Here is a 25,469-nt window from a genome sequence, read left to right as displayed (position 1 = left end):
GGGTTACTTCACTGCTTTGAGGCTGTGGGACAGGGCTGCCATCAGGCGTTTTTGCGCTGCCATTACCGGGATGTGGGCGAGGATTGCGCCGTGGCGAAGACCGTCCGCTACAAAACGGAATTGGTCGTCGTACCAATGTTCATTGAGGCTCAAGCGATACTGTTCACGCAGCGCGGCCAGCAACGCTTCGGCCTCGGCCGGGGGCAGTTGAGTGGTGACAATTACGGCGTTTACCATCGTTAAACCTCGATTTCGGGCGCAGCTCACCCAAACCCACGAGACGTGGGGCCGGCGTTTGGTTGGGTTTGTGTTACGAGTTCGCGGAGCGCAGGCGCACGTTGTCAGGAGCGGTCAAGATGCGTTCGTAGATAAGGCTGACGGGGACGGACCAGCAAACCCCTTTGATGGGATCCTTGATCACCACAACGGTGGTGTTGCTGTAGTCCAGATCGAGGCGTTGACGGTAAGCGACTCCCTGCAGCTCTAAATGGGCAAGGGACGTCAGCTTGATTGCAACTGATTCGGATACGTCGAAGGTGGCGACCAGGTGGTTGATGGCGCGATTAAGAAAGGCCGAAAGATCGCCCAGGTGTTCAGCTTGATGGCGCTCGAGGAAAGCCAGCGCGGCGTTCTGTATGCATTCCTGGTAGTCCAGGGCATTAGTTTGGGTGGTCATTTGGCTTTCCCCGATTTGGCGCGGTAGAGATCGATCGCGGCATACACTTCGGCGGTGCGTGCGGCCATGTGCAAGGTATGGGCGTTCTGGATCAACTCGGCTTCAACGTCGGTGATCACCCCGTCATCAAGTGCCTGGGCAATGATCTGGTCGACCGTCCCTTGTTTGGCTGAACTCTGCATGGCCCGCGCGTACATCTCCACGTTATCCAGTCTGTCTGGATGAACTACTGGAACGAACATGCCGCCGTACATTACTGCGACATAATTGGGCAAGTGGTGAGTGCCCGTGACCTGCTCCAGTTGGAAGATCTGCGCATCGGTCAACGGGCGGCAGTTGTTGTTCTCATAAGCGTGGTTATCAAACTTTTTCAGCGGCAGGCCGATCCGGGCGGCGGCACATTCGCGGCCACCTGAATAGCTGCAAATGATTGCGCTGACCACTTCCCGGCGCGTTTTTAGAACTCGACTTTTCATCTTCTGCTGTTCCCTCAGTACCGTGGCCATTACTGTGCAATCACGCCGTCTTTAATACCGAGCAATACGGCGGCGCGATGTGCCTCCCCCCGGCGACCTTTTTTACGACCGTTCAAAAGGTCGCTGACCAAATTCTTATTCAGTGAATGAGTGCGGCAGAACTCCGCAATGCTCATCCCTTTGCGATCCAGAGCCTCCCGGGCTTGCTCGGGTGTAAGGGTGGCGGGCATAGTGTTCGCTCGTGTGCGTTCGTGTGGATTCGTGTTTGTACGGCGCCGATTATGACCAGTTTATTTGTCCTGTAAAGGGGCTAAAGCTTGAAAAATTTGTCATTGGGAGAATTCCCAGATGTGAGTGCGGGCGAATGCTTGCGCGAAGAAAGAGGCCGATTGGGCCTCAAACAAGAAGAAATGGCGCAGATTGGCGGTGTAACCCGCAATACCCAAGGCAGCTATGAGCGTGACGAGCGGCGGCCTGATACGGGCTATCTGAAAGCCTTGCATGCTGTGGGTCTGGACGTTCTGTACGTCGTGACGGGGGTGCGAACCCCTGTCCCCGTGGGCGATCTGTCCGAGGATGAAGAGGTACTGGTTAGACGTTACCGGACCATGCCGCCAGATGACCAAAAATCTGTGCGTCGATTCATTCAGGCGATCGCAGACGACGTTGCTAAAAGTTCGAATTAACTTGTAACAAAACTTGTATCTCATTCAGGTCTCCTCAGTTTTAAAGCGAATCCCTGCTCCGATAACGTCGATTCAGCAATGCATTTCATGGAGTAATAAGCATGTTGGATCGCACGAACAATGAACGCGCCTGCGCCGAAGTCCACGAGTTTGAATGGCTCGCCCTTTCCAAAATTGAACATAATTTCATCGGCTTATATCGGCAGTTGAATGAAGACGATCGAAAGCAACTCAGACGTCTTACCGAGGCATTGGCTACCGTTCCAAAGGAATCAGTAGCGAGTTGATTCATCACTGCTGGCCCATCAGCTGTACTCAAACGTAGTCTCGTCGCCGACTTGTATAGGTCGGCGTCACGCGGCGCCCAGTTGGTCAAATAGCTCCCGCTGCTTGGCCCTAGGCATATCCCTTAACCGATCAAAGAGCATTTTTTCGTAGGATTGAGCGGAAGGGCTGAGCGTGTGGGAAAACGTCAAATTCGCTACCCATGTGTGCCCGCACGTTGCGTCGAGGCACTGGCAATAAAGCTTGGCAAAATCCCGCGATAGTTCTTCCCGTGAAGCAATCCGGCCCTTGTTCCCGCATTTGCATACAACTCTCATCGTGTCCCTCCCCAGGGCAGCCAATAGCCACTATTTTGCCACATTTTGTAGTGGCAATAGCTGCTTTAGGATGTTTGCCCAGTGTTATCGACTGGTGTTTTGGTTTCTTGCCAGGATATTTTCCTGTCATGTCGAAGCGTGTCGTTCAGTTGGCTGAACAGCTGGCAAATCGGCCTAATCTCATTGCTGGTGTACACACGATCGATCTTCTCGATGTCGCCAAACCCCCCGCTGTTTTCGGGGATGATCCCGGCCAGGGCAGGATTCATTCGCCAGGCGGCGATCACGTCGTTGCGCGTAATGTTTTTCACCTTCTCCAGTTCGTCCTTGGCCTGGAAGTCCCCCACGGGGATGATCTGGATTGCGTTTTCCTTGCCGTTGGGGATGTTGACGAACATCGAGCGGAAGTTGCCCACGCCCTTGCTCGCACTGATCTGCGCGCGCAGGTTGTCTTCGTCTTCCTCGGTCAAGTCCGGGTCGTTGGTGTAGAAGATGTAACCCGCGTGCGCGCCGTTGCTGTAGTAGCGCCGGCGGAACAGCGTTGCGGCTTCGTTGAGCAACAGCGCCTGCAGGCCGCCCAAGTAATCAGGCACGCCATAGATGTTCTGTTCCACGTCATAGTCCAGGACGTGTTCGATTTCGTCCTGGTCAAAGTCCATGAACTTGCTGTCGGGCAGCAGCATCCTGAACCCGCCGTCGACCTTCACCCGCATGTTGATGGCTGGCAGGTGCTGCATCTCCAGCACTTCACCGAAGGCGTTGGTATCGCGATAGAAATACGCCTCGCCGAAGACCATGTAGTCCAGGCTCGCCCGGCCCATCGTCTGCGTGCTGCAGCCCTCGGACGGGATGAATTCACGCAGCAGCAGGTTGCGTTTGAACTTGGGAATGGCGCCGTGGTGCGCGTTGGCACGCAGCAGCTTGGCCAGGCCCGCCCGCGACACGGGCGGCTTGTAGATATCGCCGTCGTCGCTGAGGAACACCCCCAGGTACTCGCCGATGTTGCCGGACAGCACCTGTTCGGGTTCCCCGAAGGTGAACGCTCGCATGGGCTGCGGCTGTCGCGCTTGTTGGCTGATTTGGGGCTTTTTGTGTCGTGGCTTGGGCATTGGTTCCGCTCGTGACGTAGCGGCTACGGCGCCGCTTGTTGGTGTTGAGGGGTTCATTGAACAGGGCGTGCATAATCGACCAGGCGATATCGGCGTGGCCGGTGGCGTCGGTGCGCGAAGCGCTGTAGGTCACTTGGCCGCTGGTGGTGGTGCCGCGCTTGATGGTCAGGAACGCCTGGGCGATGTCGGTCCAGCCGGCGTCCCACTCGATGCGGCTGCCCTGGATCGTGTCCTGGGCCTTGAGGACCAGTAGGTTCTTGGTCTCCAGGCTGTAGTGGATCGGCGTGGCTTTGGGGTAGAAGTCGCGCACCAGGTCGAACACGCCATAGCCCACACCGGTGATGTCGATGCCGATGTGTTGCACGTTGAAGCGTTCGGTAAGCTTTTTGACCTGGGCGGCCTGGTAGTTGAACGAATGCCCGCGCCAGCTGTGCTTTTCCAGGATGCGGAATTTCGCCCCGGGTTCCAGCGGTGGGGCGACCACCACGCAGGTGGCGTCGTCGCGGGTGCGGCTTGGGTCGTAGCCCAGCCAGACAGGACTGTTGCCGAACGGCCGATCCAGTTCCGGGTTGTAGTCCTCCCACAACGACAGGTCGGAATAGCAACGCTCCAGATCCTTGAGACCGAACGCGCTCTGGCTGCTATCGATGAACTTGCAGTAGAACAGCTGCTGGAATTTGTCTTCGTCGTACTCCAGCTGCAGCTGCTCGAGGTCGAACAGATCGCACCCGCCATCGATCGCATCCTGGATGGTGATGGTCTTGCGCCATTGGCCATCGGGGCACAGCGCGCCCTGGGTGTAGGACGCCTCGGTGGGCCAGGTGCCGCCGGCTTTCTTGCCGCGTTTGCTGTTGCGGAACTCCTTTCCCGACCAGAACGGGTATGCCTGGTGCGACACCGCACTGGGCGTCGAGAAGTAGGTTTTGCGCCACTTCTTGTGGGTACCCATGGCGCTGGCCACGGTGCTGAGCTTTTCGAAGTCGCGGATCCAGAAGTACTCATCCACGTACACATGGCCATGGTAGCCCTGGGCGGTGCTGCTGTTGGTCGACAGAAAGCGCAGTTCGGCGCCGTTGCTGAGCGTGATCGGGTTGCCTGTCAGCTCGATGTCGAACCACTGCTTGGCGAACTGGATGATGTAGCTGCGGAAAATCTCCGACTGCGAGCGGCTGGCCGACAGGAACACCTGGTTGTCGCCAGTCAGCACCGCATCCATGAACGCTTCGCCGGCGAAGTAGTAGGTCAGGCCCACCTGGCGGCTTTTGAGAATGTTGCGGATCCGGCTTGTCAGCGGGTTTTGCTTGGCTGCAAACAACTCCTGCTGATAGCGGTACATCTTGCTGATGAACTTATCCAGGAAGTCGACTTCGGTCAGGCCGCTGATATCGTTCTTGGCCTTCTTTTCCTTTTTCCTATCGCCTCCCTCGCCACGGCTGGAGCGTTCGCCACGCGAGCGCTTGCGCGGTTCCTGGGGCTCGCCCAGGTCGTCGCCGTTCGATGCCGCCACCGGTGCGGGCTTGGCCGATTGTTTCAGCAGGCGTTCGCGAACGACGGTCAGGCGGTCCAGTTCATTGAGATCGTCTTTGGACAGGCTGCCAACTTTGTCCAGGAGCAGGGTGATTCGCCGGCCGACGGCAGTCAGCGGTTCTTCGTCCGACAGCATGTCTTCCCACCCGCCCTGGCGGATCCAGTAGTAGACGATCCGGATGTTGGGCAGGTTGAGCTGCGCCTGAATTTCCTTGGCCTTACAGCGGCGCAGAAACAGGCGTTTGGCGGCTTCTTTAACTTCGGTCGAGTAGTACATGGGCCGCAGTCTATGCGGCGAAAACGCTGGAAACGCGGGGTTAAATTCCGTGATCCGCCTATATCTCAAATATAGGAGAAACGCGCATTTGAACCGTTTGTTTGAGGGCTGACGGCTCCCTATCTTGGCGGCTCATTCAGTGATTGAGCGCAGTCAAATCCATGCCCCGTTCCCTTGTATCGTTCTGGAAACGTGTCGCCACCAGCGGAGCCACCGTTGATGGGCGCGTGATCCTTCCCCAGGAACTGCGCGATATCGCTGAAACCTACAAGCCGTCGTTCTACACGGCGGTGATCTGGTGCGACCACGAACGCTGGCCAGGCTCCCACGGCACCGTTTACGCGGTGCGTCTGGTGGAAGAAGCCGAAGACCTGGAGCCCGGCGAAGTGGCGTTGGAAGCGCAATTGAAGCCCAACGACCGCCTGCTGTATCTGAATGACCAGGGCCAGAAGCTGTTCAGCAGCATCGAAATTACCCCGGACTTCCGTGGCAAGGGCAAAGCCTACCTGACTGGTTTGGGCGTTACCGACCAGCCTGCCAGCGTGGGCACTCAGGAACTCTACTTCTCACACAAGAACAACCGCGCCTCCTACTACGCCGCGTCGGTCGAACTCGGCCGCCTGCAGGACGACAGCCAACCCACCGCCGAAACCGGATTGATCAATGCCCTGACTGGCTTTTTCAAGCGTTTCGCCACGGAAGTGCTGCCCACCGAAACCACTCCACCCAAAACAGAGAGCAAACCCCCAATGGATGAAGCTACAGCAACGGCTTTGACGGCCCTGGTGGCGCAGCTGCTGGTTGTCGCTGCCGGCCTTCAAGCCGTCATTGAGCCCGCCGCCGCAGATGCACCTGAGCCTGATCAGGACCTGGTCGATGACGTCAGCACGGCCGTGGACGACATCGTGGCCACCGCCGAGCAAGAGCGAGAGTTTCGCCGCCAGAGCAAAGGCAACCAGTCCGTACTTGCCAAGCTGGATGCGCTGCAGAAGCAGTTCAGCGCCCTGCAGAACAACTCCACCGGTCGCCAGTTGCCGCGCAATCCCGGCCCGGTAACCACCGTCAAAAAGCGGGTGCTCTAACATGGCCTATTCACTGAGCGCCTTCGGCGCCCAAATGTTCGCGGAGCTACAACTCGCCATCGCGGAAAGCTATGGCGTCGACCTGGCTACCAAGATGTTCAGCGTCGACCCGACCATTGCCCAGGAGCTGAACGACGCCATCACGGCTAAGTCGGACTTCCTGGAGCGGATCAACGTCATTCCGGTGACCGAGATCAAAGGCCAGAAGGTCTTCATTGGCGTGTCGGGTCCGGTCACAGGCCGCACCAACACCAAGACCACCGATCGCGAAGCCAAAGATGCGTCGTCGCTGGATCAGGACACCTATGAGCTGTCGTCGACCGAGTCTGATGTTGGCCTGCCTTACGCCAAGATCGATGCCTGGGCCAAGTTCCCGGACTTCCATCAGCGTTACTCCGCAGCGGTGCAGAAACAGATCGCGCTGGACCGCATCATGGTCGGTTTCCATGGCACCCATGCTGCCGTGCAGACCGACATCGAAAAATACCCGATGCTGCAGGACGTCAACAAAGGCTGGCTGCAACAGGCACGTGAACAGATCCCGGCCCAGGTACTCAAGGAAGGCAAGGTCGCCGGCAAAGTCACCCTCGGCGCCGGTGGCGACTATGCCAACCTCGATGCCCTGGTGCACGACACCAAGCAACTGGTGGACGAACGTCTGCGCGATGCCGGCGACCTGATCGCGATCATCGGCACCGACCTGCTGGCCGCCGACAAGGCCAAGCTGTATTCGAAGCAGGGCGACACCCCGACCGAAAAAGAGCGCATCGAAGAAGCCCAGGTGATCGCTACCTATGGCGGCTTGCCGAGCTTTAGCGTGCCGTTCTTCCCGGTCAATGGCGTGGTCGTCACCAGCTGGGACAACCTGTCGATCTACTTCCAGGACTCCAGCTGGCGCAAGCAGACCGTCGACAATCCAAAGCGCTCCCGCGTTGAGGACTACAACAGCCGCAATGAAGGTTATGTGATCGAGCAGCTGGAAAAGTTCGCCATGACCGAAAACGTGGAGCTTGTGGCGTGAGTCTGGCCCTTGCGCACAAGCGCCGCACTATCGCGCTGGGAGGCGCCGCCATTACGGCGGCTGCCGTCTCCGCAGCGCTTCCTTACTCGCCGGCGGAAGCCCTGAGCAGCCCCGCCAATGCACGCAAGCACCTGCTCCTGCAGGAAGCGGCATTGGACCAGGACCTAGCGCGAATCAGTGCCATCAACGGTCTGGCAGGACGCCAGGCACTCAAGCGCGACGAGCTGCTGCCCAAGTACCAGGAATACGTGCAGCGCTATTGCGAGTCGGGGTTGGTCTTTCCCAATCGTGTCGCGGTGCAGGTGTTGGTCTGGCTGTTCGACACCTCCCAGTTCGAAGACGCCCTGGAGCTGGCCGACGTCCTGATCGAGCAGGGCCAGCAGATGCCGGAGCGCTTCAAGCGCCGCGACATCCAGACCTTTGTCGCTGACGCCGTGTGCGAGTGGGCCTACGCCGAATACAAAGCCAATCGCAGCCCGGAGCCTTACCTCTCTGACCTGCTGCCGCTGGTTGACGGTGAGTGGCAACTGACGGAGCAGATCCCGAGCAAGTACCACAAGTTGATCGGCATACGCGCCATGGAGGCCGAGCAGTGGGAAACCGCGCTCAAGCACCTGGAGCGCTCGACGGAGCTGTACGCCCAAGCCGGCAACGACACCCGTATCAAAAGGGTCCGCAGGGCCCTGGAAAAACAAGCGGCTGATACCCCGGCCACCGAATAACCGACTACCCCCCCCCAGCGGGGACCTGTGGAAGTGAGCCGCCCATTTATGGACCGTCCCACTGAAAACAGGCTCCCCGCCCTATTTGAGCGGTCAGCATGAGCTTTTCAGGTAAACCCAACACGCTGGTGGAATTGACGATCGAGAACGACGGCTTTTGGCCTGACGTCTCCGTGTCCGAGTTCCAGCGGGGCTATCGCCTGCCGGCGGAATACCTGGTGGAACTGCTGACGGCTGAGTTGACCACGGCAATGACCGAGGTCAACAACGACCTGGCCAAGTTAAAAGCGCGATGGCAGGGGCTTGGCGTGTCAAACGTTGAGTCTGCAGACACCAGGATTCTGCCGGAGCGCACCTTTCAAGCGGCGACGTACAAGCGCGCCGTGTATTGCCGCGCCAAGGCCAGTTTGCTGACCCAGTTCGTGACGATCATTCGCCGCGAAAGCGCCGAAAACCTGGGCAAGGAACTGCCCGATCGCCCTGAAACCTTCCTGGCATTCAGCCAACAGGCCGTGCGCTCGCTGCAGGGCCGTGGCCGCATCACGGCGGCGCTGCTATGAACAAGCTGCGTGCCCTTACCACCTACCTGATCGGCCTCGACCTGGTGCTGCCCGAGCAGATCGACAGCTGGGCCGAGCAGGTCAACCTGGACCTGATCTGGAAAGACACCACCCAGGGTCTGCACATGGGCGATATGCGTTATCGCGCCGTAGTCGTGATCGAGCGATTCGCCGGTAACCCGGCGTTATTGATGGCGCTTCTCGGCGGCTGGCTGGAATCCAACGATCCCGACCGGGACGACGATCTGCCGGCGCCGACGTTCGCCGTCGACCAGATCACCTCGGACGAAGCGGATCTGGAACTGACCCTGGAATTCGTCGAGGCGCAGCACCTGGCCGAAGACCCCAACGGCAAGGTCGAGGCCTTCGGCAAAACGTGGGGCCTGGTCGAGTTCGACCTATGGACCGCTGAGCATGGCGAGGTCCGCGGCGGTGGCGCGTAGCACTTTCGAGCTGGACGTACGGGGCCACCTGGGCGTTCGCGAGCAACTGGCCCTGTTGAGCCTGCCCCCGCAGCTGCGCCGGCGGTTGCTCAACAACGTGACCAAGCGCGTGCGCACCATGAGCCGCAAGCGGATCCGAGAGCAGCGGAACCTGGACGGTTCAGCCTTTGAGGCCCGCAAGGGCGACGGCAAGGGCAAAAAGAAGATGGAAGCCGGCTTGGGCAAGTTGCTCCAGGTCACCAGCGTGAGCGCGGATTCCGCAACGCTGGGATGGCGTAACGGCCTGACCGGCTGGGTCGCCGCGCAGCAACACCATGGCGCGAGCGAGCGCCGTACAGCTGCGCAGATGCGCCGGTGGAACAAGGTGCCTGAAGGCCTGGCCGCGACGGATAAGCAGGCCAAGCGCTTGCGCCGCCTCGGTTTCAAGGTGCGCCAGAAGGGCAAGAAGAGCCTAACCCGGCCGTCCGTGGCCTGGATCCAGGAACACGTGAACTACGCCAAGGCGGGCCTGCTGATACGCATCCTGTCCGACGAAAAAGCCGAAGGCACCGGTGCGCAAAGTTGGGAAATAACCCTGCCAAAGCGCCAGTTCCTCGGCGTCAGTACCGATCGGGACACCAGCCTGCTGGTTAACCAGGTGCTGGCACAAATCCTCAACTCCCCCAAATAACGAGGCACTGCATGGCACTTGGCAAAGTCAGCGTTAACAATCTCAACCTCGGCCAGGGTGCCGTGACCGAGATCGAGCGCTATTTCCTGTTCATCGGCGCCGGCGCGAAGAGCGTCGGCAGCCTGATCGCCCTCAACACCGACAGCGACCTGGATGCGCTGCTGGGCCTTCCTGTCAGCGATCTGAAAACCCAGATCGCGGCGGCCAAGGCCAATGGCGGCGACCGCTGGGCGTGCCTGGCGGCTCCGATCGCTGCAGATGGCAACTGGACTATCGCCCTGGAAGCGGCGCAGCAACAGGGCTTTTCCGTCGAGGCGGTGGTGATCACCAAACCGGTGGAGGCTTCAGCTGAATTATCTGCCATGCATGACGCCGCGATCGCCATCAGCAACACCTACGGCCGTCGTGTGTTCGTGATGGCCAGCACCGCCGGCATCACTGCCGAACAGACTTGGTCCGACTACCTGGCCCAGCGAAAGGCGATCACCAAGGACCTGGCGGCGCCGCGTGTTCTGGTCGTGCCGCAACTGCACGGCAATGACCTGGGCGTGTTGGCTGGGCGTCTGGCCAATGCTGCGGTCAGCATCGCTGACAGTCCCATGCGTGTGGCCAGCGGCGCCGTTTTGGGCTTGGGCAGCGTGCCCAAGGACAAAGACGGCGTGCCGCTGCCATCGGCCATCCGCGCGGAGCTTGATAAAGCCCGTTTCTCGGTCTCGCAGACCTACCCCGACTACCCGGGCGTGTTCTGGGGCGACGGCAACATGCTCGATGCGCCGGCGAGCGACTTCCAAGTGGTCGAGTACCTGCGTTTGGCCGACAAGGCCGCTCGCCAGGTGCGCCCGCTCTTGATCCTGCGCGTTGCCGATCGGCGTTTGAACAACACGCCCAACAGCATGGCGGCTGCCATCAGCGCCTTCATGAAGCCGCTGCGCGTGATGGCCAAGTCCACGACCTTCGCCGGCCAGGTGTTCCCGGGCGAGATCGAGTCCCCGAAAGACGGCGACATCCAGCTGGTGTGGCACACCAAAACCAAGGTTGAGGTGTACATCAAGATCAAGCCCCTCAATTGCCCGAAAGACCTCACGGCGAACATCGCCCTGGACCTTTCCAACGACGATTCGGAGTAATCCCGTATGTCCCGTATTGGCGGTAAAAACTTCGACATCAACCTGGGCGACCTACAGATCCATGTCGAAAGCTGCACCCTGGATATCACCGACAACACTGCCGTGGCGCAATCCCGGGGCGTGCCCAACGGGCACGTCGACGGCGATGTGTCGTGCAGCGGTGAATTCGAATTCGACACCAGCAACTTCAACCTGCTGATCGAGGCCGCCCGCACTGCCGGCAGCTTTCGCCAGTTGGAGCCCTTCGACTCGGTGTTCTTTGCCAAGGCCGGCGATGAAGAGCTGCGTATCGAGGCCTTTGGCTGCAAGTTGAAGGTTTCCAGCCTGCTGAGCGTCGACCCGAAGGGCGGCGAGAAGTCCAAGCACAAGGTGCCGTTTGACGTCACCAGCCCGGACTTCATCCGCGTCAACGGCGTGCCGTACCTGGCTGCGGCCGAGATCGAGGGGCTGCGCTGATGGGCGATTGGCTCGACGACGCAAAGAAGATCGAGGAGTTGGAGCGCGAGCGGTCGATTCAGGCCCAGCTCGCCCGACCACGCCCTTCGGGGCCCAGCCTAATCGACTGCATGGACTGCGACTACGAAATACCTGCAGCGCGCCGAGCGTTGGAAGGTATTACCCGTTGCGTCCCGTGCCAAACCATTTTTGAGAAAGGGGTTCTGCGATGAGCGCGGATCAGGTCGCCCAGGACACTGCCATTGCTTTGGCCAAGGCGTCGCCCGCAATCGGTGTGGCCGCTACAGGTGTAACGGGAACCGTCGATTGGTCGGCGGTCGCTTACATGCTGACCGCGCTCTACATGGTGCTGCAGATCCTTCTGCTGGTTCCCAAGTATCGCCAGATGCTGCATGACTGGAAGGGCAAGTCGTGAACCTGCGTATCAAGATCGCCACCGGTGTCCTGGTGCTGGCCAGTGCGCCTTTGCTCGCCTTTCTGGGCAAGTGGGAAGGCGAGGGTGAGAACATCGTCTATGCGGATCGCTTGGCCCGTGGCCTGCCGACCGTGTGCAAGGGCATCACCCGTTACACCAGCCCGTATCCGCTGGTCGTCGGTGACTACTGGTCGCCGGCGCGCTGCGCCGAGGTGGAGCAGCTGGTGGTCGAGAAAGGCCAACTGGCCCTGGCTGACTGCCTGACCAATCCGGCGATCGGGCAGAAGACCTTCGACGCGCTGAGCAGCCATGGCCACAACTTTGGTACGGCCAGCACCTGCGCCAGTCGCGCGGTGGGCCTGATCAATGCCGGCCAGATCCCCGAAGGCTGCAAGGCACTCGCTTGGGGCCCCGACGGCAAGAGCCCGGTGTGGTCGTCGGTCACTGACGCCCAGGGCCGCAAGCGCTTTGTACCGGGCCTTCACGCTCGCCGGCGCGCCGAAGCGGCCATGTGCGCGGAGGGCTTGTGATGCTGCGCGAGATCCTGTTTCCCCTGGTGCTGTGCCTGGTGGCGTTTGTCGCCTTCGACATCCTGGAAGGGCAACGCGACACCGCCCGCCTGGAGCGTGACAACGCCCTGTTTGAAGTGGCGGGGTTGCGCGAAGCCGCCCGTATCAGCGGCGAGATGTTGGCCGACCGTGACGCGATCGATCTTAAACGAACCCTGGAGCTGGACCATGAACGCGCTTCAAACCTTGAGCTGCGCTGGGCTGTTGACGATGGCCGTCAGCGGCTGCGCATCAACGCCATCTGCAGCGCCGCCGGCACCGAAAAAGCCAGCGCCGGCGGCGTGGTTGATGCAAACACCGCCGAACTCGCAACAGACGCTCGACCGGATTATTTCACCCTCAGAGATCAACTCGCCCTCAGTAAGCAAATGATCTTGGGCCTGCAGGACTACGTACACCAGGTGTGCCTGCGCTGACCTGAAACACCCCTTAAACCAACCATCGAAACGGACACAAACATGAGCCAGATCCAATCCCGCGAAATCACCCTGGAAGTCGGCGACAAGGAATTCACCTTCACCCTGACGCCTCAGGACGTGACCAAGTACTTCAACGCCATGACCGCCAACAACAAGGTCGCGCCGTCCTTCAACCTGCTGAGCAGCACCGTGTTGCCTGCTGAAAAGGCCGTGCTGCGTGAACTGCTGGCCAACCCGGTGATGACCATGCAAGTCGCCGGCGCGCTGCTCGAGGAGTACGCACCTGACGTCGAGATCATCGTAAAAAAGCCCTTGAGCACGCTGACCGCCTGACCGAGGACGGCCTGGGCCAGTTGCTGGCCCTGACCAACCGTTGGCTACCTGGTGCCGAGCCCAGTATCGAAAACATGGGCACGGCCAAGTGGCTGGATGATGAATATTGGAAACGCATGGGCTTCGCCGTGGCAAACGGCATAGCCCATGCGTTGAACGGATAGGAACCACATGGCCGATCGTAGCGCCCGCCTGGACTTCATCCTGGCTCTGACCGACAAGGTCACCGCGCCCCTGGGCAAGGTGAAGATGGGCTTTTCCGAGCTGACCGAGCAAAGCGAAAAGAACATTAAGACCATGGGCATGGGTTTGGCCGGTGTGACGGGCGCTTTTGTCGGCATCAACGAATCACTGCAGCCCGCGCTGGAGATGAACCGCGCCCTGGGCGAGGTTAAATCCCTGGGTGTGGCCGAAGATGCGCTGACGGCTTTGAATCAGAAGGCCCTGGATTTCTCGGTGAACTATGGCGAGAACGCCCGGGATTTTGTCGCGTCGGCCTACAGCATCGAAGGCGCGATCAAGGGCCTGACGGGCAGCCAGCTGGCCACCTTCACCAACACCAGCAACCTGTTGGCCAAGGCCACCAAATCCGACGCCGAGACCATGGGCGCCTACGTGGGCACCATGTACAACCTGTTCAAGGGCCAGGCCGACGCCATGGGCAAAGGCGAATGGGTTGAAAAACTCGGCGGGCAGACCGCCCTGGCGGTGCAGCTGTTCCGCACCGACGGCGCCCAGCTCAAGGACGCTTTCAAGGAAGTGGGCTCGATCGCCACGGCCGCCGGCGTCGATATCGCCGAGCAGTTCGCGGTAATTGGCTCGCTGAGCAGCACCATGGAAGGCGGCGACGCCGGCGGGCGCTACAAGGCGTTCTTCGAAAACCTGGGCGCCGCGTCCGAGAAAATGGGCGTGAAGTTCACCGACTCCAACGGCAAAGCGCTGCCCATGCTGCAGATCATGGACAAGCTGCAGGGCAAGCTGGGGGATCTTACCAGCGCGTCGGCCAGCGCCAAGCTGATGGAGGCGTTTGGCGGAGAGGGCGCCCAGGTGATCAGCTCCCTGGCCAAGGACACCGACCGCCTGCGCAACGGTATGGACAAGCTCGGCAAGGTTCGCGGCCTGGAAGATGCGCAGAACATGGCCATGGCCATGGTTGATCCGTGGCAGCAATTCGCGGCGGCGGTCGAGGCGCTGCGCATTGCCTTCGGTCAGGCGCTGATCCCGATCCTGACGCCGCTGATGGCCAAGCTATCCGGTATCGCCGGCACCATGACCCGCTGGACGCAGATGTTCCCCAACATCACCCGGGTGATAGGCATTGTCACGCTGACGATCTTGGCGCTGATTGCGGCCATGTCCCTGCTGACCTTCGCTGTCGGCGCCGGTCGCATGGTCTGGCTGGCCATGGTCACCGTCTGGAAAGTGGTGCAGCTGATGGGGTTGCGCACCGCTGCCGTGTTCGTGCTGCAGAAGCTGATCATGCTGACCTATATCACTGTGGTGTACGGCCTGACGGCCGCCCTCGGCGTGGTTCGCGGCGTGATGCTGATGTGGCAGGGCGCGATCTGGTTGGTCAACGCGGCGCTGCTGGCCAATCCGGTCGCCTGGATTGTGATCGGCGTCCTGGCGCTGGTCGCGGCGGTGATCGCGGCCGTTGTTTACTGGGACGAATGGACGGCAGCGCTGATGAACAGCGAGGCGTTCAAGTGGGTCAGCGACCAACTGACCGCGCTGTCGGAGTGGTTCGCCTCAATGGGCGGCTGGTCCGGGATGGCTAAGGCCGCCTGGGACGGCATCGTCGCGATCTTCCATACGGCGATCAACGGCCTGATCGAGATGCTCAACAAGATCCCCGGCGTCGACATTGAAACCCGCTTTGGTGCCATGCCCGAGGTGCCCGGTACGGATATCGGCGTCAACACCATGGACCACGCGGCAGTGGCGCAGCGCGCCCAGCAGACCATCAATGCGGCCATTCCAAGCCTGTCGCCGGCGCGGCCCAACGCGGTGCCCCAGGGCGGGCTGCTGACCAGCATCCAGAACAACAGCAGTAGCCAGAACAAGGGCACGCACGTGGAAAACATGAACATCCACACCGCCAAGCCCATGACCCCGCTGGAGCTGGAAAACATGATGGCCATGTCGGTGGGCGGATGAGCGAGTACATCGATCTGCTGATTGCCGGCAATGACCTGGTGCTGGACCCGTCGCGTCAGCCGCTGCTGATTGATGACCGGGCCAGCATCGCCCAGGACATCGCCCACATGATCCGCGACAGCGGCTTGCTGGTCACCCTGGTGGCCGAGCGCGATCGGCTCAAGCAACGCGACTGTATCCAGCAACTGGAGCTGCTGGTGGAGGCCGACGAACGCCTGGTACCGGGCACCGCACTTATCACCCAGCTGCAGCCAGGCCAGTACCTGGTCACGGCGACAACCCTGAAATTCGGCAATATCGAGGTGGCTTTGTGAGTGACGTAGATTTCAAGCAGGCGCTGGCCGACGCCGGCATTCCCACGACCGAGGCAGGGCTCCTGCAGGCGTGGGAAAAGGAAGTGGCCGCCCAGGGCAGCAAACTGAGCAACACCAGCGCGTATTCGCCGTTCTGGCGCGTGGTGCGCGCCCTGGTGACCAAGCCGGTCCTGTGGATCCTGGATTTTTTCGTGGCCACGGTGCTGCCGAACTTTTTCGTCAAGACTGCTGCAGATGCCTGGCTCGATATGCTGGCTTGGGCGGTCAACGTCGAACGCAAGGGCGCGACCAAAGCCAAGGGCTTTTTGCTGTTCACCCGTGAAGCCCCCGGCGGCGCACTGGAAGTACCCGCCGGAACACTGGTGCAGTCCGCATCAATCAACGGCCATATCTACCAGGTGGTGACCACCGCCGTGGGTATCTTCGCCGATGGCCTGATGCAGTTGCAGATCCCGGTCGAGGCGGTCGACACCGGCGCCGGTTTCAACCTGGCCCCGGGTTACTACGCGATCCTGCCGGTTCCGGTACCGGGCATTGCCCAGGTGGTGAACAGCGACGGTTGGTTGACCACACCAGGTGCAGATCCCGAGCCCAACGACGAACTGCGTTTGCGCACCCGAAACCAGTTTTCGGCGGTCAATCAGTGGCACACCGACGCGGTGTACCGCGCCATGATCTCGGCCTTCCCAGGCGTGCGCCCTGATGGCGTGTACTTTGAACACGGCGCGCCACGTGGTCCGGGCAGTGCCAATGCCTACGTGCTGTTCGAAGCGGACGTGCCGGCGGCGACGTACCTGGCGCAAATCAACGCGCATATTCGCGACCAGGGCAACCATGGCCACGGCGACGATTTGCTGGTGATGGTCATTCCTGAAACCCAGCACGCCGTGAAGTTGGAGATCTGGCCGCGTTCGACGCTGACCACCGAACAGCGCGAAACGCTCAAGGACAACGCGGCGCTGTTCGTGCGTGCCGCGTTCCGTGAAAGCACCGCCACGGACTTCCAGCCGACGCTGACCTACCCCCAGTCGCGGTTTTCATTCAGCCGCCTGGGCGAAGAACTCCACCAGCAGTTCGCCGGCATCGAGTCATTGCGCTTTGCCACGGCCGACATCATCAGCGAGCTGAACATTCCCCGTATCCAGACCCTGGAGGTGGTGCTGCATGATTAAGATCGATCTGCCGTTCTGGCTTGATGGCACCGAGCTGGCCAAGCTCAAAGCGGCCGCCCAGTCGTGGTGGGAGCGCGTCGAGGGCTGGTTGCGTTGGCCGCTGCTGCAGATGGACGCGGACACCTGCCATATCACCGTACTGGACCTGCTGGCCTGGCAGCGCGATATCACCCGCTTCAAGGGCGAACCCGAGGGCTTGTATCGCCTGCGGGTCAAGTTCGCCTTCATCAACGCCGTGGACGCCGGCAGCACCGCCGGTATGAAACGCATCCTGGAGCGCCTGGGCGTCGGCTACGTCGAGATCGAGGAGCGCCAGGCCGGTCGCGACTGGGACGTGGTGCTGCTGCGTTTCTCTGACTCCCAGCTGTCGCAGAACCCCGAGCTGCTGCGCGTGCTGATCCAGCAATACGGCCGCACCTGCCGGCGTTATGACTTTTCCACCATTACACCGGTACCGATGCAAATCGCCCTGGTCCACTTTCACGACGATCAGCAAACGCTGGTCGCCAGCCTTTAGGAGCCCTCATGGGAGCCGTTATTACCCTTGCAGGTGAAAGCCTGATCGCGCAAAAACAAGCCGCCAACGCGGGTCTGAAAGTCAGTCGATTCATTTTTGCCAACGTGCCCGGGTTGAACCCCGCCGCACCCGTGGACCGCGCCGCGCCCAAGCCTGTCGCGGGGCAGATCGTCTACACGCACCAGATCCCGGCCGAGCATGCCGGCTACGTAAACCCCAATCAGGTGGTGTACAGCGCGCAGATCGGCTCTGACGTTGGTGACTGGGACTTCAACTGGATCGGACTGGAGACCATCGACGGTGTGCTGTTTGCGGTGGCGTATGTGCCCGTACAGCAAAAGCGCCGCAATATCCCGCCCCAGCAGATCGGCAATAACCTGACACGCAACTTCCTGGTGGTGTTCGATGGTGCGCAGTCGTTGACCGGGATCACGATCGACGCCAAGACCTGGCAGCACGATTTCACCGTACGTCTGGCCGGCATTGATGAGCGCGCCCGTAAAGCCAATCGGGACCTGTACGGGCGCCGTGCGTGTTTGAACACTGGTCTGCAATTGGAGAAGGTGGGGAATAGCTATCAACTCAAGCCTGGCGTTGCCTACGTTGAGGGGCTACGCGTAGAACTTACGGCACCAATGCCGGTTCCGGCTCCCACCAGTTTTCCCATGTACCTCTGGCTCGATGTCAGCTTGCAACGGCAACTTAGCGATGTGGCTGTAACGCTGAAGACGGCCCATATGTTTCCCAGCCGACCGGATTATGTAGACGGCAACGGCATCACTCACTACTCCGTTCTCGCGGCCGAGTTTCAGGACGCCAATACCCTGATTGATCGTCGTTTTACGGTCGAAACAAGTGGCGCCCTGGTCATGGACTTTGCCCTGAGAACGGGCGACTACGCGAGCTTGCGCGCCCGTGCGACCACCAAAGACGACGTGGGCTTGGGGAACGTCCCGAACGCCATCAGTGATGACCAGGACTCCAACAGCAGTGTGATCCTGGCCACGACCAAAGCAGTGAAGGCCGCGACCGCGCTGATCTGGACGGGCATCGCCAACATCGTGTCAGGCGCTACCGTAGTCGGAAAGTCTGCTAAGTGGGCAATCGCCCGCAAGATCACACTGGGCGGCGCGATGACGGGCAACGTCACGCTTGATGGCTCAGCCGATGTAACGCTGACGGTCGCAGCAATTCAAGCCACTGAAGCTGTCGCCGGTGGTGCGAAAGTGGCGACTCAGACCCAAACCAATGAGGGCGCTGACGATACGGCCTATATCACCCCGAAGAAGTTGCGCTGGGGCTTTGCCATCAGCTTGGCCGTCAATGGCTACATTGCCTTCCCAAGTTGGTTGGGTGGCTTAGTCATTCAGTGGGGGAACGCATTCATCAGTGTCAACGGGACGAACTACCTGTTCCCGATTGCTTTCCCGACCGCCGCTTTCGTTCTCAATTTCAGCACCGGTGAAAACTCCACCAGTTCGGTCGAGGTGATGAACATTACCCCTGGTTCGCTAACCAGAACGGGGTTTACCGGTAACGCGACCACAGCAGCCAACTATCACTACATTGCGATCGGCAACTGAGGACACGGCACATGAACAGCTATTTTTACAGTCCTTCGCTTCATACTTTTTTGATAGCGGGACTCCATAAGAACCGTCCCGCTGACTGCGTTCCGCTCAGTGATGCGGAGCATACGGCGCTGATGATGCACCAGTCCCAGGGACTCGAAATTACGTTCGATCGCGAGCTGATGAAGCCTGTTTCTCGCGAATTAGCGCCGCCCACGGAAACTGAGCGTTTGACGGCGATGCACTTGGAGAAAACAGCCCAGGTCAATTTGGCGTGCGAAGCGGCAATCACGGGTGGTTTTTGGTCGTCAGCCCTGGGTGAGCCGTTCCAATACGCCAGTCAGTTAGACGATCAGTTGAACCTCACCGGTGTGATTCAGACGGGCATGGACAGCCTCTATGCCTGCCGTGATCAATTGGGTACCAAGCTGTTCCGTCCGCACACGGCGGAGCAGTTGCGCCATGTAGGCAGCGATTTCAGCGGTTTCAAGCAGCAGCTGCTGCAGAAGGCAAACGGGCTCAAGCAAGCACTTGACCAGGCACTGGCGGATAGCGATCTGGCCAGCCTGCAGTTGGTTTCCTGGGAGGACGCGCAGTGACGTCCTGGGCGCCAGTGACCATGCGCTGGCCAGAGCAGTCCACACAGTGGATGGGGCAACTGTCAGCGGCCCAGGACCTGGCCAGCGGCGAGCTGGCCAACACTGCGAAACGCCTGGCGGATTTGGACGGCATGACCAGTACCAACCCGGGGCCTGTAGGCGATGCGGCCCAGGGCGCGATCGAGGCTGGCCGCGCAGCATTGGCCGGACAGATGGGCGAAGCGCCGGCGTGTCTGGCCGTGACACCGTTTCAAAGCGGGATAGGGCAAGGGCGGGGCCACCAGCGGTTTCTGTCTGCGCCGAACTTGCTGCAGCAGCTGGCCGCCAAACTGGTCGACGCCAGCGACAACGGCCGGCCGGGTGGACCTCAGTACGCGCTGTCGCTGATGTTCCTGGGCACGCGCCTGGATCAATTCGCCGAGACCTTGGCGCGTTTCAATGCGCTGCTGCCAATTCCTGACCTGGTGCGTGCTGAACGTCGGGCGCGCAACCTGTCGCGGCTGGAGACTGAGAAGTGGGAGATCCCCAGCGCTGGGCCTTTGCCGCGTTGGTCTGCGCTGCCCCTGGAGCGCTGCACGCTGGTCAAAGCGGCCAAGCAATCCATGGCCGGCCAGATCGCCGTCCTGGAGAGCTACGCGGCAGACAGCTCGCCCATGGGGGACCTGGCGGCATTGGCCGGCCGCAAGGCTGCGCAGCAGCAGGACCGCAACAAACAGCTTAACGACCTGAAAGCCTTGCTGGCCGGCGGGAATGCCGATCACAACATGCGCGCGCGCATCCTGGGGCCAGGCGATAACAACGAGCTGCGCCGTGCGTTGCTGCAAGGTGACGCACCAGGTCATGAGTGGGTGCTGTGCGCCGGCGTGCTGTTGGTGGGTTCGCTGGACGGTTTGAGCTTTGTTCGGGAGCTGGTGGGCCTATGACGCTATTACTCGACGGCCAACAGATCCTGGGCAAACACCTGAAGATCACGGCCAACCTGCGTATCGAGAGCGACGATCTGTCGGGGCAGACCAGCAACAGCCAGACCGCGCACAAAGGCTTTAAGCCCAAAACCCTGACGGTCGCCCTGATGATTCCGTTTGTTGACCAGGTGCAGCTGCGCAACCTTATGCGCTTGGCCGAGGCCACGGCCGGCGGTGGCCAGCTCAAGATGTACCGCATCGTCAACGACACCGCCGCCGCGTTCGGCATTCGTGAAGTGCAGTTCTCTGATGGAGTGAGCGCCCGGGAAGACGACTCGCTGAACGCCTGGCTGGTGCAGTTCACCCTGTCAGAGAAACTGTCCAACCCTGAGCGGGTGGAGAACCGCCGCGCCGGCAACGGCGTCACGTCGCAATCCGGCCCGGGTACGGCAGTCGACGGCGCGGCTGGTGGTAACGGCACCGGCGCGCCTGGGGAACTGAGCGGCTTTGAACGGACTTTGAAAAAGGTTGACGACTGGCTGGGCCCCACCCCATGAAGCTGCATAAGGTACTGACGATTGGCGGCGCGCCTTATCCGCTGATCAAGGACGAAGTCCGGCTGGAGATCAAAAGCCCCGGCCGGGCGACTTTCACCATCCAGGCCGGCGCGCCGGTCAAAGGCCTGGTGACGCTCGATGTCGGCTACAACGACAGCCCGTTGCAGCGCCATTTCATTGGCTTTGTTGAGCGCTCGACCCCGGTCAACAGCGTGCAGCAGATCCTGGTCTGCCGCGAACTGGCGGCGATCCTGTCGCAGCCTATGCCGTTGAACCTACGCCACGTCGACCTGGAGGGCGTGCTGGCCGAGGTCAGCGGCAAGACCGGCCTGCGCTTTCGCGTGCCTGACAAGGCCTACGCCAAGGTCAAAGCCCCGTTTTTCTACTGCCTGGCTGCTGGCTACCTAGCGATGGATAGCCTGGCCAGCGTATTCAGCATCCCCGACTTTATCTGGCAGCAGCAGGGCGATGGTGAAGTGTTTGTGGGCAGTTGGGCCGACAGTTTCTTCGGGATCCGCCCGCCGCTGCAGCTGCCGGTCGAACTGTTCGACGGCTATCAGGGCAACCAGAGCGCAATGATCGCGGCCCTTCCGGGACTACGACCAGGTGCAACCATCAACCAGGGCGAGAGGATCACCAGCGTGACCCTTGCCGGCAATCAAATGGCGATCAAATGGACGACGCAATCCGTCGCAGCGTAGAGCGGCAATTCCCCGAACTCACCGGCGGCTATCACTTGCCACGCTTTGGCCGAGTGGTGGCCGTGCCCGATGCGCCGGCCGCACCTGGTCTGTGCGACGACTTCCGGCCGCGCTTCGGCGTCGACGTAGAAGTGCTGCTGCCTGACGGTGAGCCAGATCCCGCGCTGCCGATCCTGACCGGCCTGCCGCTGCCTGCACCGATGGGTGGGCAAGAGGCGGGCATGTTCGGCTTTCCGGAAGAGGGCACCACCGTGGTGGTCAGCTTTGCCTACGGCCTGCCGCATAAGCCCTTTATCACGCAGATCCTGCCGCACGGCCTGAGCCTGCCCCGTGTGCCGAAGGGTGACCAGGTGTGGCAGCACAGCGAAGCCTGCCAGCAGCGCGTCGACGCCGATGGCAACTGGCTGCGCCAAACCGACGGCAAGATCCTGGACAAGGCGATCGAGCGGGAAGTGGAGGCAATGCAGAACACGGAGAGCTTCCAGAGCCACACCAGGACGGTGGACGATCATTCAACCGAGTCAGTGGGTGGGATCAAGAAGATCGAAGCGCTGGGGGCGCTAAAGCTGCTGTCGGGCGGATCCGCGAGCCTGGCGGCGGTGGATGATCTGCACCAGGCAACCGGGCGCGACTTGAACCTAGTGGTGGGGCAGAAGTTCAACGCTATGGTTGGTGGCGATATGCATGAGAAAATTCAGGGGCTTCGCAAAAGTATGGCGGGTTCAAGTCAGCAGATGCAGGCACCAAAGAGTTGGATCGGATCTGGAAACGTGAACCTGTTTAAAGTGGTGTGCGACACGCTTGACCTTCTGCAGGAGATGAATACGCAGCTTGCCGCGCACACTCATGGGACAACGCCGGTACCGAACAACGCCACAGCTTTTAGTAGCGAGGCAGCTCGGGCAGGAGTATTAGCTGCTGCGCTCAAAGTAGTAACGCTTTAAAAGTACCAACGAACACCTGCGATAATTAGCAGTGTCAAACCGATAAGCGCCCCGTAAAACAAAGGGCGGCCGATCCAGGGGTGAGTGAGAGCCATCACTCCTATACTGGTTTTCGGCTTGTTGACGTCCCAGTCAGACTCAATAATTTCCCCTTTTTCAATGAAGGGCTTCCAATATGTTTCTATGTGGTTGTTTTTATTCTCAAAAAAATCACTGTGACCGTAGTCAAAGTATCGGTCTCTTATATGAGGGCTTTGAAATCCTTTGCGCCCGGAACTTCCATATCCGAAACTTGTGAAAGTAGCCATGACTGGGTAAAAGTCTCGAGTCCCTACGTCATTGATTATAGAGTTTGGTTGCATGCCGCGAGTGTAATGTCCCCAGTTATAGTTAGTAGGGACAATACTGCCGCATAATATAATTCGTTCGAGTCGGATGTCAGGGCACTTCGGTAAAATCTGACTCAGTATATAGCTGCCAAAACTGTGAGCGATGACCATTAATTTTGCCATTGGCTCCATCGCTCGAGCATCGCGAAAATCTTGCATTATCTTATTTATAGGTGTGCTTCTGACAGGAGAGGCAAGTTGCAAGGGCGAAACGAAGTTGTAACCTAGAGGAGTTACATTAGTGTTTTTCAACTTACCTATTTCTGTCTTGACGTGCTGATGCCATGCGCCATCAGTTTGAATGCCATGTATGCATAAAACAACAACAGCGTCTGGGCTATCTTGAACTCCCGAGATTTTGGCATCGAGCATGCCGTCGAAAAGCTCTAGATGCTCCTCAGGGATTTCCTGCCGTATTAGTTTTAGCTGACTAATTCTTTTTTCTGGAATAGTATTTTGCCAGGTTTCTTCAAGTAGCTTAAAAACTCTAACCGCATTCATTAGTCACCAATACGTATGAGGACTCAATATTGTCGTATGAAACCTCAACATCTATGTCGCGTACAGGATCTCTCACGACTGCAGGTAAGTCGGCGTACGAGGGAAACGTCAGGCCGCTTCCAGAAGGAAAGCGAACTAAAATTTGCCTCCGGAAAATTCTCCCCTCAATCAAAATTGAAGTAAGTCTTGCGAGACGCGATGAGCTACCGGCTTGCATAATTTCAAACATTCTGGACGGATCTAATCTTATTCTAAGGACAGCATCACCCCTCCGGGATTCAAAATCACCCAGATATTCTTCCATCCTACGTAGTGCCTCCGCATCTTGCGGATGGCTACTAATTAAGGGCGATAACTTTTCCGCGAACATAAGAGTATTCCTCTGCGGAGCATGCGACAGGTATAGCAAACTCGTTAACATCGCCACTGATCACTAGGTGAATTTCACGCTGGGGATCGGTATTAGGTATCTTAACGTATACGTTCGTTCCCGTCACATGGCCGTCACCGGCTAGGAAGCTGTCAAGTGCTGCCATTGACCCATCATCAGACGAAAGGTTGTCGTCTTGAGACGACGAAGAGATCTGCATGACGGCACCGAGATCATTCTTCGCTGTTGAGTTGCTATAGCGAATCTCGTTAGCAAGTTTGGCCCGATCTGTCTGTATCTTTGTTTTCGCGTTATTAAGTGAAATCCAAGTGAATCCGTCATGGGGTATAAAAAAGCGAATTTTCGAAAGGAGTTCTTTAACTAAATTTGTATATTTTGTTTGTGTGTCCTGAGAAGCAATTCGCAACTCAAGCAAACCTTCGTGATTTAACGTTGCAATGTTAACGACACGTTTTTCAGTGAAACTATAGTTTTTAGTGATAACGCCGGCAGCACGATCAATGACTTCGGAATTAAAAGTTCTAATCATCCGCTTCTCGACGATTTTTATCGTGAGACTAACCGGAATTTTGGCCGGATCTGGTTGGAGTAGTCGAATGTCTACAATTGTTGCTTGATCGGGCAGTTCCAGGTCCAAAGGTGTCTCTAAGAGACCCTCTACTCCCTGTTCCTGTGCGATTTTTCGGATTCTTGCGGGGGACAGCAACCCCTGTGCACGATCTTCGGTGCACTGGTAGAGAAAGGTGTGCTGTCGGCCATACTCCTCAACTTTTTGGAGAAGCTCTCGAAATTCGATGATTGTGAATTTTTGCTGATGAAGGGCTGGCAATATTCGCTTGTCGTATAGCTCATCCCAGTTCGCTGCAGATACAGGAACCCCTTTGCTTTTCAGGAAATCCCGTACGGTCTGTTGATTGGTCGCCTGTTTAATAAGGCTAAAAATCACCACTGAAAGTTTTTTATCGGCCTCGCTTAGCACTACTATTCCCCCATCTTTTTGGCAAATTTTACTGCGCACATTGGTGCGAGGCCGATGGTGGTTAGCTTGGGATTTTTTGCGTCCTGGCTACCTTTTTCGTTCCGTCGTTCCCTGATGGCATTTTTCCCTATCCCGTGCTGCGGCACAACACAAATCAACACGAACCAACTCAATGTGGCACTGCGTAATCGTTTGGGTTGTAAAAGCCACTGTAGACGTCAGGCACCCACGCTGGTGCTTGGTTTCTCGAATTGACGCCGTACCCACAGTAGCAATGGGATAAAAGACGGCAGCTTAGGAAAAAACTAAAGGAAAAAGCACTTATCCCCCTCCCGCCGACGGGGTTTGCGTCCTTTTTTTGTGCAAAGTCGGATGTAGTGTAAACAAACCCGCAGTCGAGGCGGGCCGGGGGGCTCTGCGGGCGATTGGCAATTTCACCGATTGCAAAATTTTGAAGACAAATGCAGCGCGGTTGCACAGCCGTGCATCAAGTCGGCACGAGCGGTCGCTGCGGGAGCCCCCGGTTTCATTGGGTGAAAAGTTTGAAAGCGTTGGAATGTAGCGGTTTTTGAAAATGTGAACGGTCTTTGGCGGGAGGGCGA

General features: G+C 59.1%; 35 protein-coding genes. 26 read left to right on the top strand and 9 right to left on the bottom strand.

The genetic code is table 11. The features are described from left to right. Positions 1–3: 3 nt before the first annotated feature. The 4 genes from AB4N98_RS11110 to AB4N98_RS11095 form a co-directional block, all read right to left on the bottom strand. Entirely contained in the window at positions 4–237 is a 234-nt protein-coding gene (locus tag AB4N98_RS11110; RefSeq protein WP_071483127.1) for a hypothetical protein, read from the bottom strand. Between the two features lie 73 nt (positions 238–310). Further along, positions 311–676 (bottom strand): hypothetical protein, encoded by a 366-nt coding sequence (locus AB4N98_RS11105; protein ID WP_122561397.1) that lies wholly within the window; start codon positions 674–676, stop codon positions 311–313. Then, complete coding sequence (locus AB4N98_RS11100; protein ID WP_460149543.1) at positions 673–1,152, bottom strand: YmfL family putative regulatory protein; 480 nt, start codon at positions 1,150–1,152, stop codon at positions 673–675. The genes AB4N98_RS11105 and AB4N98_RS11100 overlap by 4 nt, the downstream gene beginning before the upstream one ends. Positions 1,153–1,181: 29 nt before the next feature. Continuing rightward, on the bottom strand, positions 1,182–1,382 hold the full coding sequence (locus tag AB4N98_RS11095) for a DNA-binding protein (protein ID WP_112192977.1): 201 nt from the start codon (positions 1,380–1,382) through the stop codon (positions 1,182–1,184). An 87-nt stretch (positions 1,383–1,469) separates the two neighbouring features. Here AB4N98_RS11095 and AB4N98_RS11090 point away from each other — a divergent pair, with 87 nt between their 5' ends. Continuing rightward, positions 1,470–1,838 (top strand): helix-turn-helix domain-containing protein, encoded by a 369-nt coding sequence (locus AB4N98_RS11090; RefSeq protein WP_460149442.1) that lies wholly within the window; start codon positions 1,470–1,472, stop codon positions 1,836–1,838. 101 nt (positions 1,839–1,939) lie between these two features. Further along, the gene (locus tag AB4N98_RS11085; protein ID WP_460149441.1) at positions 1,940–2,125 is read left to right on the top strand and encodes a hypothetical protein; all 186 of its coding nucleotides are present in this window, start codon (positions 1,940–1,942) and stop codon (positions 2,123–2,125) included. Positions 2,126–2,191: 66 nt separating this feature from the next. On the opposite strand, the gene AB4N98_RS11080 is transcribed toward AB4N98_RS11085, so the two are convergent. The 3 genes from AB4N98_RS11080 to AB4N98_RS11070 all read right to left on the bottom strand — a co-directional run bounded on the left by AB4N98_RS11080 (position 2,192) and on the right by AB4N98_RS11070 (position 5,353). Further along, on the bottom strand, positions 2,192–2,440 hold the full coding sequence (locus AB4N98_RS11080; protein ID WP_090369185.1) for an ogr/Delta-like zinc finger family protein: 249 nt from the start codon (positions 2,438–2,440) through the stop codon (positions 2,192–2,194). Between the two features lie 65 nt (positions 2,441–2,505). Beyond that, positions 2,506–3,384 (bottom strand): phage portal protein, encoded by an 879-nt coding sequence (locus AB4N98_RS11075; RefSeq protein WP_460149542.1) that lies wholly within the window; start codon positions 3,382–3,384, stop codon positions 2,506–2,508. Next, a complete protein-coding gene (locus AB4N98_RS11070; protein ID WP_460149440.1) occupies positions 3,296–5,353 on the bottom strand; it encodes a terminase large subunit domain-containing protein in 2,058 nt (685 codons plus the stop codon). Before AB4N98_RS11070 ends, AB4N98_RS11075 begins: the two co-directional genes overlap by 89 nt. Before the next feature lie 161 nt (positions 5,354–5,514). On the opposite strand from AB4N98_RS11070, the gene AB4N98_RS11065 reads away from it, so the two are divergent. The 24 genes from AB4N98_RS11065 to AB4N98_RS10950 all read left to right on the top strand — a co-directional run bounded on the left by AB4N98_RS11065 (position 5,515) and on the right by AB4N98_RS10950 (position 22,607). Next, entirely contained in the window at positions 5,515–6,435 is a 921-nt protein-coding gene (locus AB4N98_RS11065) for a GPO family capsid scaffolding protein (protein WP_460149439.1), read from the top strand. Between the two features lies 1 nt (position 6,436). Then, complete coding sequence (locus AB4N98_RS11060) at positions 6,437–7,456, top strand: phage major capsid protein, P2 family (protein ID WP_065909410.1); 1,020 nt, start codon at positions 6,437–6,439, stop codon at positions 7,454–7,456. Beyond that, positions 7,453–8,178 (top strand): phage terminase small subunit, encoded by a 726-nt coding sequence (gene gpM / locus AB4N98_RS11055; protein WP_460149438.1) that lies wholly within the window; start codon positions 7,453–7,455, stop codon positions 8,176–8,178. Before AB4N98_RS11060 ends, gpM begins: the two co-directional genes overlap by 4 nt. Positions 8,179–8,276: 98 nt before the next feature. Further along, positions 8,277–8,738 carry a head completion/stabilization protein gene (locus tag AB4N98_RS11050; protein ID WP_460149437.1) on the top strand — a complete coding sequence of 154 codons (462 nt, stop codon included), beginning with the start codon at positions 8,277–8,279 and terminating at the stop codon, positions 8,736–8,738. Next, a complete protein-coding gene (locus AB4N98_RS11045; RefSeq protein ID WP_217855657.1) occupies positions 8,735–9,181 on the top strand; it encodes a phage tail protein in 447 nt (148 codons plus the stop codon). The genes AB4N98_RS11050 and AB4N98_RS11045 overlap by 4 nt, the downstream gene beginning before the upstream one ends. Then, a complete protein-coding gene (locus tag AB4N98_RS11040) occupies positions 9,153–9,851 on the top strand; it encodes a phage virion morphogenesis protein (RefSeq protein WP_439653344.1) in 699 nt (232 codons plus the stop codon). The genes AB4N98_RS11045 and AB4N98_RS11040 overlap by 29 nt, the downstream gene beginning before the upstream one ends. An 11-nt stretch (positions 9,852–9,862) precedes the next feature. Continuing rightward, positions 9,863–10,978, top strand: coding sequence for a DUF2586 domain-containing protein (locus tag AB4N98_RS11035; protein ID WP_460149436.1), 1,116 nt, complete (start codon positions 9,863–9,865; stop codon positions 10,976–10,978). Positions 10,979–10,984: 6 nt separating this feature from the next. After that, entirely contained in the window at positions 10,985–11,434 is a 450-nt protein-coding gene (locus AB4N98_RS11030) for a phage protein (protein WP_065909421.1), read from the top strand. After that, positions 11,434–11,646, top strand: a complete 213-nt coding sequence (locus AB4N98_RS11025; RefSeq protein WP_217855663.1) for a TraR/DksA C4-type zinc finger protein — start codon at positions 11,434–11,436, stop codon at positions 11,644–11,646. Before AB4N98_RS11030 ends, AB4N98_RS11025 begins: the two co-directional genes overlap by 1 nt. After that, a complete protein-coding gene (locus AB4N98_RS11020; protein WP_217855665.1) occupies positions 11,643–11,849 on the top strand; it encodes a hypothetical protein in 207 nt (68 codons plus the stop codon). Before AB4N98_RS11025 ends, AB4N98_RS11020 begins: the two co-directional genes overlap by 4 nt. After that, positions 11,846–12,379, top strand: a complete 534-nt coding sequence (locus tag AB4N98_RS11015) for a lysozyme (protein ID WP_460149435.1) — start codon at positions 11,846–11,848, stop codon at positions 12,377–12,379. The genes AB4N98_RS11020 and AB4N98_RS11015 overlap by 4 nt, the downstream gene beginning before the upstream one ends. Next, positions 12,379–12,834 (top strand): lysis system i-spanin subunit Rz, encoded by a 456-nt coding sequence (locus AB4N98_RS11010; protein WP_460149434.1) that lies wholly within the window; start codon positions 12,379–12,381, stop codon positions 12,832–12,834. The genes AB4N98_RS11015 and AB4N98_RS11010 overlap by 1 nt, the downstream gene beginning before the upstream one ends. Positions 12,835–12,876: 42 nt before the next feature. Continuing rightward, the gene (locus AB4N98_RS11005; RefSeq protein WP_460149433.1) at positions 12,877–13,170 is read left to right on the top strand and encodes a putative phage tail assembly chaperone; all 294 of its coding nucleotides are present in this window, start codon (positions 12,877–12,879) and stop codon (positions 13,168–13,170) included. Between the two features lie 20 nt (positions 13,171–13,190). Continuing rightward, on the top strand, positions 13,191–13,334 hold the full coding sequence (locus tag AB4N98_RS11000; protein ID WP_460149432.1) for a DUF6890 family protein: 144 nt from the start codon (positions 13,191–13,193) through the stop codon (positions 13,332–13,334). Positions 13,335–13,341: 7 nt separating this feature from the next. Then, positions 13,342–15,327 carry a phage tail tape measure protein gene (locus AB4N98_RS10995; protein WP_460149431.1) on the top strand — a complete coding sequence of 662 codons (1,986 nt, stop codon included), beginning with the start codon at positions 13,342–13,344 and terminating at the stop codon, positions 15,325–15,327. Next, the gene (locus tag AB4N98_RS10990) at positions 15,324–15,641 is read left to right on the top strand and encodes a DUF2590 family protein (protein WP_068932250.1); all 318 of its coding nucleotides are present in this window, start codon (positions 15,324–15,326) and stop codon (positions 15,639–15,641) included. The genes AB4N98_RS10995 and AB4N98_RS10990 overlap by 4 nt, the downstream gene beginning before the upstream one ends. Then, on the top strand, positions 15,638–16,813 hold the full coding sequence (locus AB4N98_RS10985) for a baseplate J/gp47 family protein (protein ID WP_368949202.1): 1,176 nt from the start codon (positions 15,638–15,640) through the stop codon (positions 16,811–16,813). The genes AB4N98_RS10990 and AB4N98_RS10985 overlap by 4 nt, the downstream gene beginning before the upstream one ends. After that, positions 16,806–17,330 (top strand): phage tail protein, encoded by a 525-nt coding sequence (locus tag AB4N98_RS10980; RefSeq protein ID WP_368949201.1) that lies wholly within the window; start codon positions 16,806–16,808, stop codon positions 17,328–17,330. Before AB4N98_RS10985 ends, AB4N98_RS10980 begins: the two co-directional genes overlap by 8 nt. A gap of 8 nt (positions 17,331–17,338) precedes the next feature. After that, a complete protein-coding gene (locus tag AB4N98_RS10975) occupies positions 17,339–18,913 on the top strand; it encodes a phage tail protein (RefSeq protein ID WP_460149428.1) in 1,575 nt (524 codons plus the stop codon). 11 nt (positions 18,914–18,924) lie between these two features. Beyond that, positions 18,925–19,500 (top strand): DUF4376 domain-containing protein, encoded by a 576-nt coding sequence (locus AB4N98_RS10970; protein ID WP_460149427.1) that lies wholly within the window; start codon positions 18,925–18,927, stop codon positions 19,498–19,500. A gap of 20 nt (positions 19,501–19,520) precedes the next feature. Then, positions 19,521–20,423: a hypothetical protein gene (locus tag AB4N98_RS10965; protein WP_460149541.1), complete on the top strand. Its 903-nt coding sequence runs from the start codon at positions 19,521–19,523 to the stop codon at positions 20,421–20,423. Beyond that, positions 20,420–20,962, top strand: a complete 543-nt coding sequence (locus tag AB4N98_RS10960; protein ID WP_460149426.1) for a baseplate complex protein — start codon at positions 20,420–20,422, stop codon at positions 20,960–20,962. Before AB4N98_RS10965 ends, AB4N98_RS10960 begins: the two co-directional genes overlap by 4 nt. Then, the gene (locus AB4N98_RS10955) at positions 20,959–21,663 is read left to right on the top strand and encodes a hypothetical protein (protein WP_460149425.1); all 705 of its coding nucleotides are present in this window, start codon (positions 20,959–20,961) and stop codon (positions 21,661–21,663) included. The genes AB4N98_RS10960 and AB4N98_RS10955 overlap by 4 nt, the downstream gene beginning before the upstream one ends. After that, positions 21,636–22,607 carry a hypothetical protein gene (locus AB4N98_RS10950; protein ID WP_460149424.1) on the top strand — a complete coding sequence of 324 codons (972 nt, stop codon included), beginning with the start codon at positions 21,636–21,638 and terminating at the stop codon, positions 22,605–22,607. Before AB4N98_RS10955 ends, AB4N98_RS10950 begins: the two co-directional genes overlap by 28 nt. Here the strand turns inward: AB4N98_RS10950 and AB4N98_RS10945 are convergent. Both AB4N98_RS10945 and AB4N98_RS10940 read right to left on the bottom strand, forming a co-directional pair. Further along, positions 22,604–23,497 (bottom strand): hypothetical protein, encoded by an 894-nt coding sequence (locus AB4N98_RS10945; RefSeq protein ID WP_460149423.1) that lies wholly within the window; start codon positions 23,495–23,497, stop codon positions 22,604–22,606. The two genes, AB4N98_RS10950 and AB4N98_RS10945, sit on opposite strands and share 4 nt — an antisense overlap. 338 nt (positions 23,498–23,835) lie before the next feature. After that, a complete protein-coding gene (locus AB4N98_RS10940) occupies positions 23,836–24,906 on the bottom strand; it encodes a hypothetical protein (RefSeq protein WP_460149422.1) in 1,071 nt (356 codons plus the stop codon). Between the last annotated feature and the right edge of the window lie 563 nt (positions 24,907–25,469).

The organism is Pseudomonas sp. S3_E10 (assembly GCF_054667615.1).
This window is presented reverse-complemented; position numbering and strand designations above follow the sequence as displayed.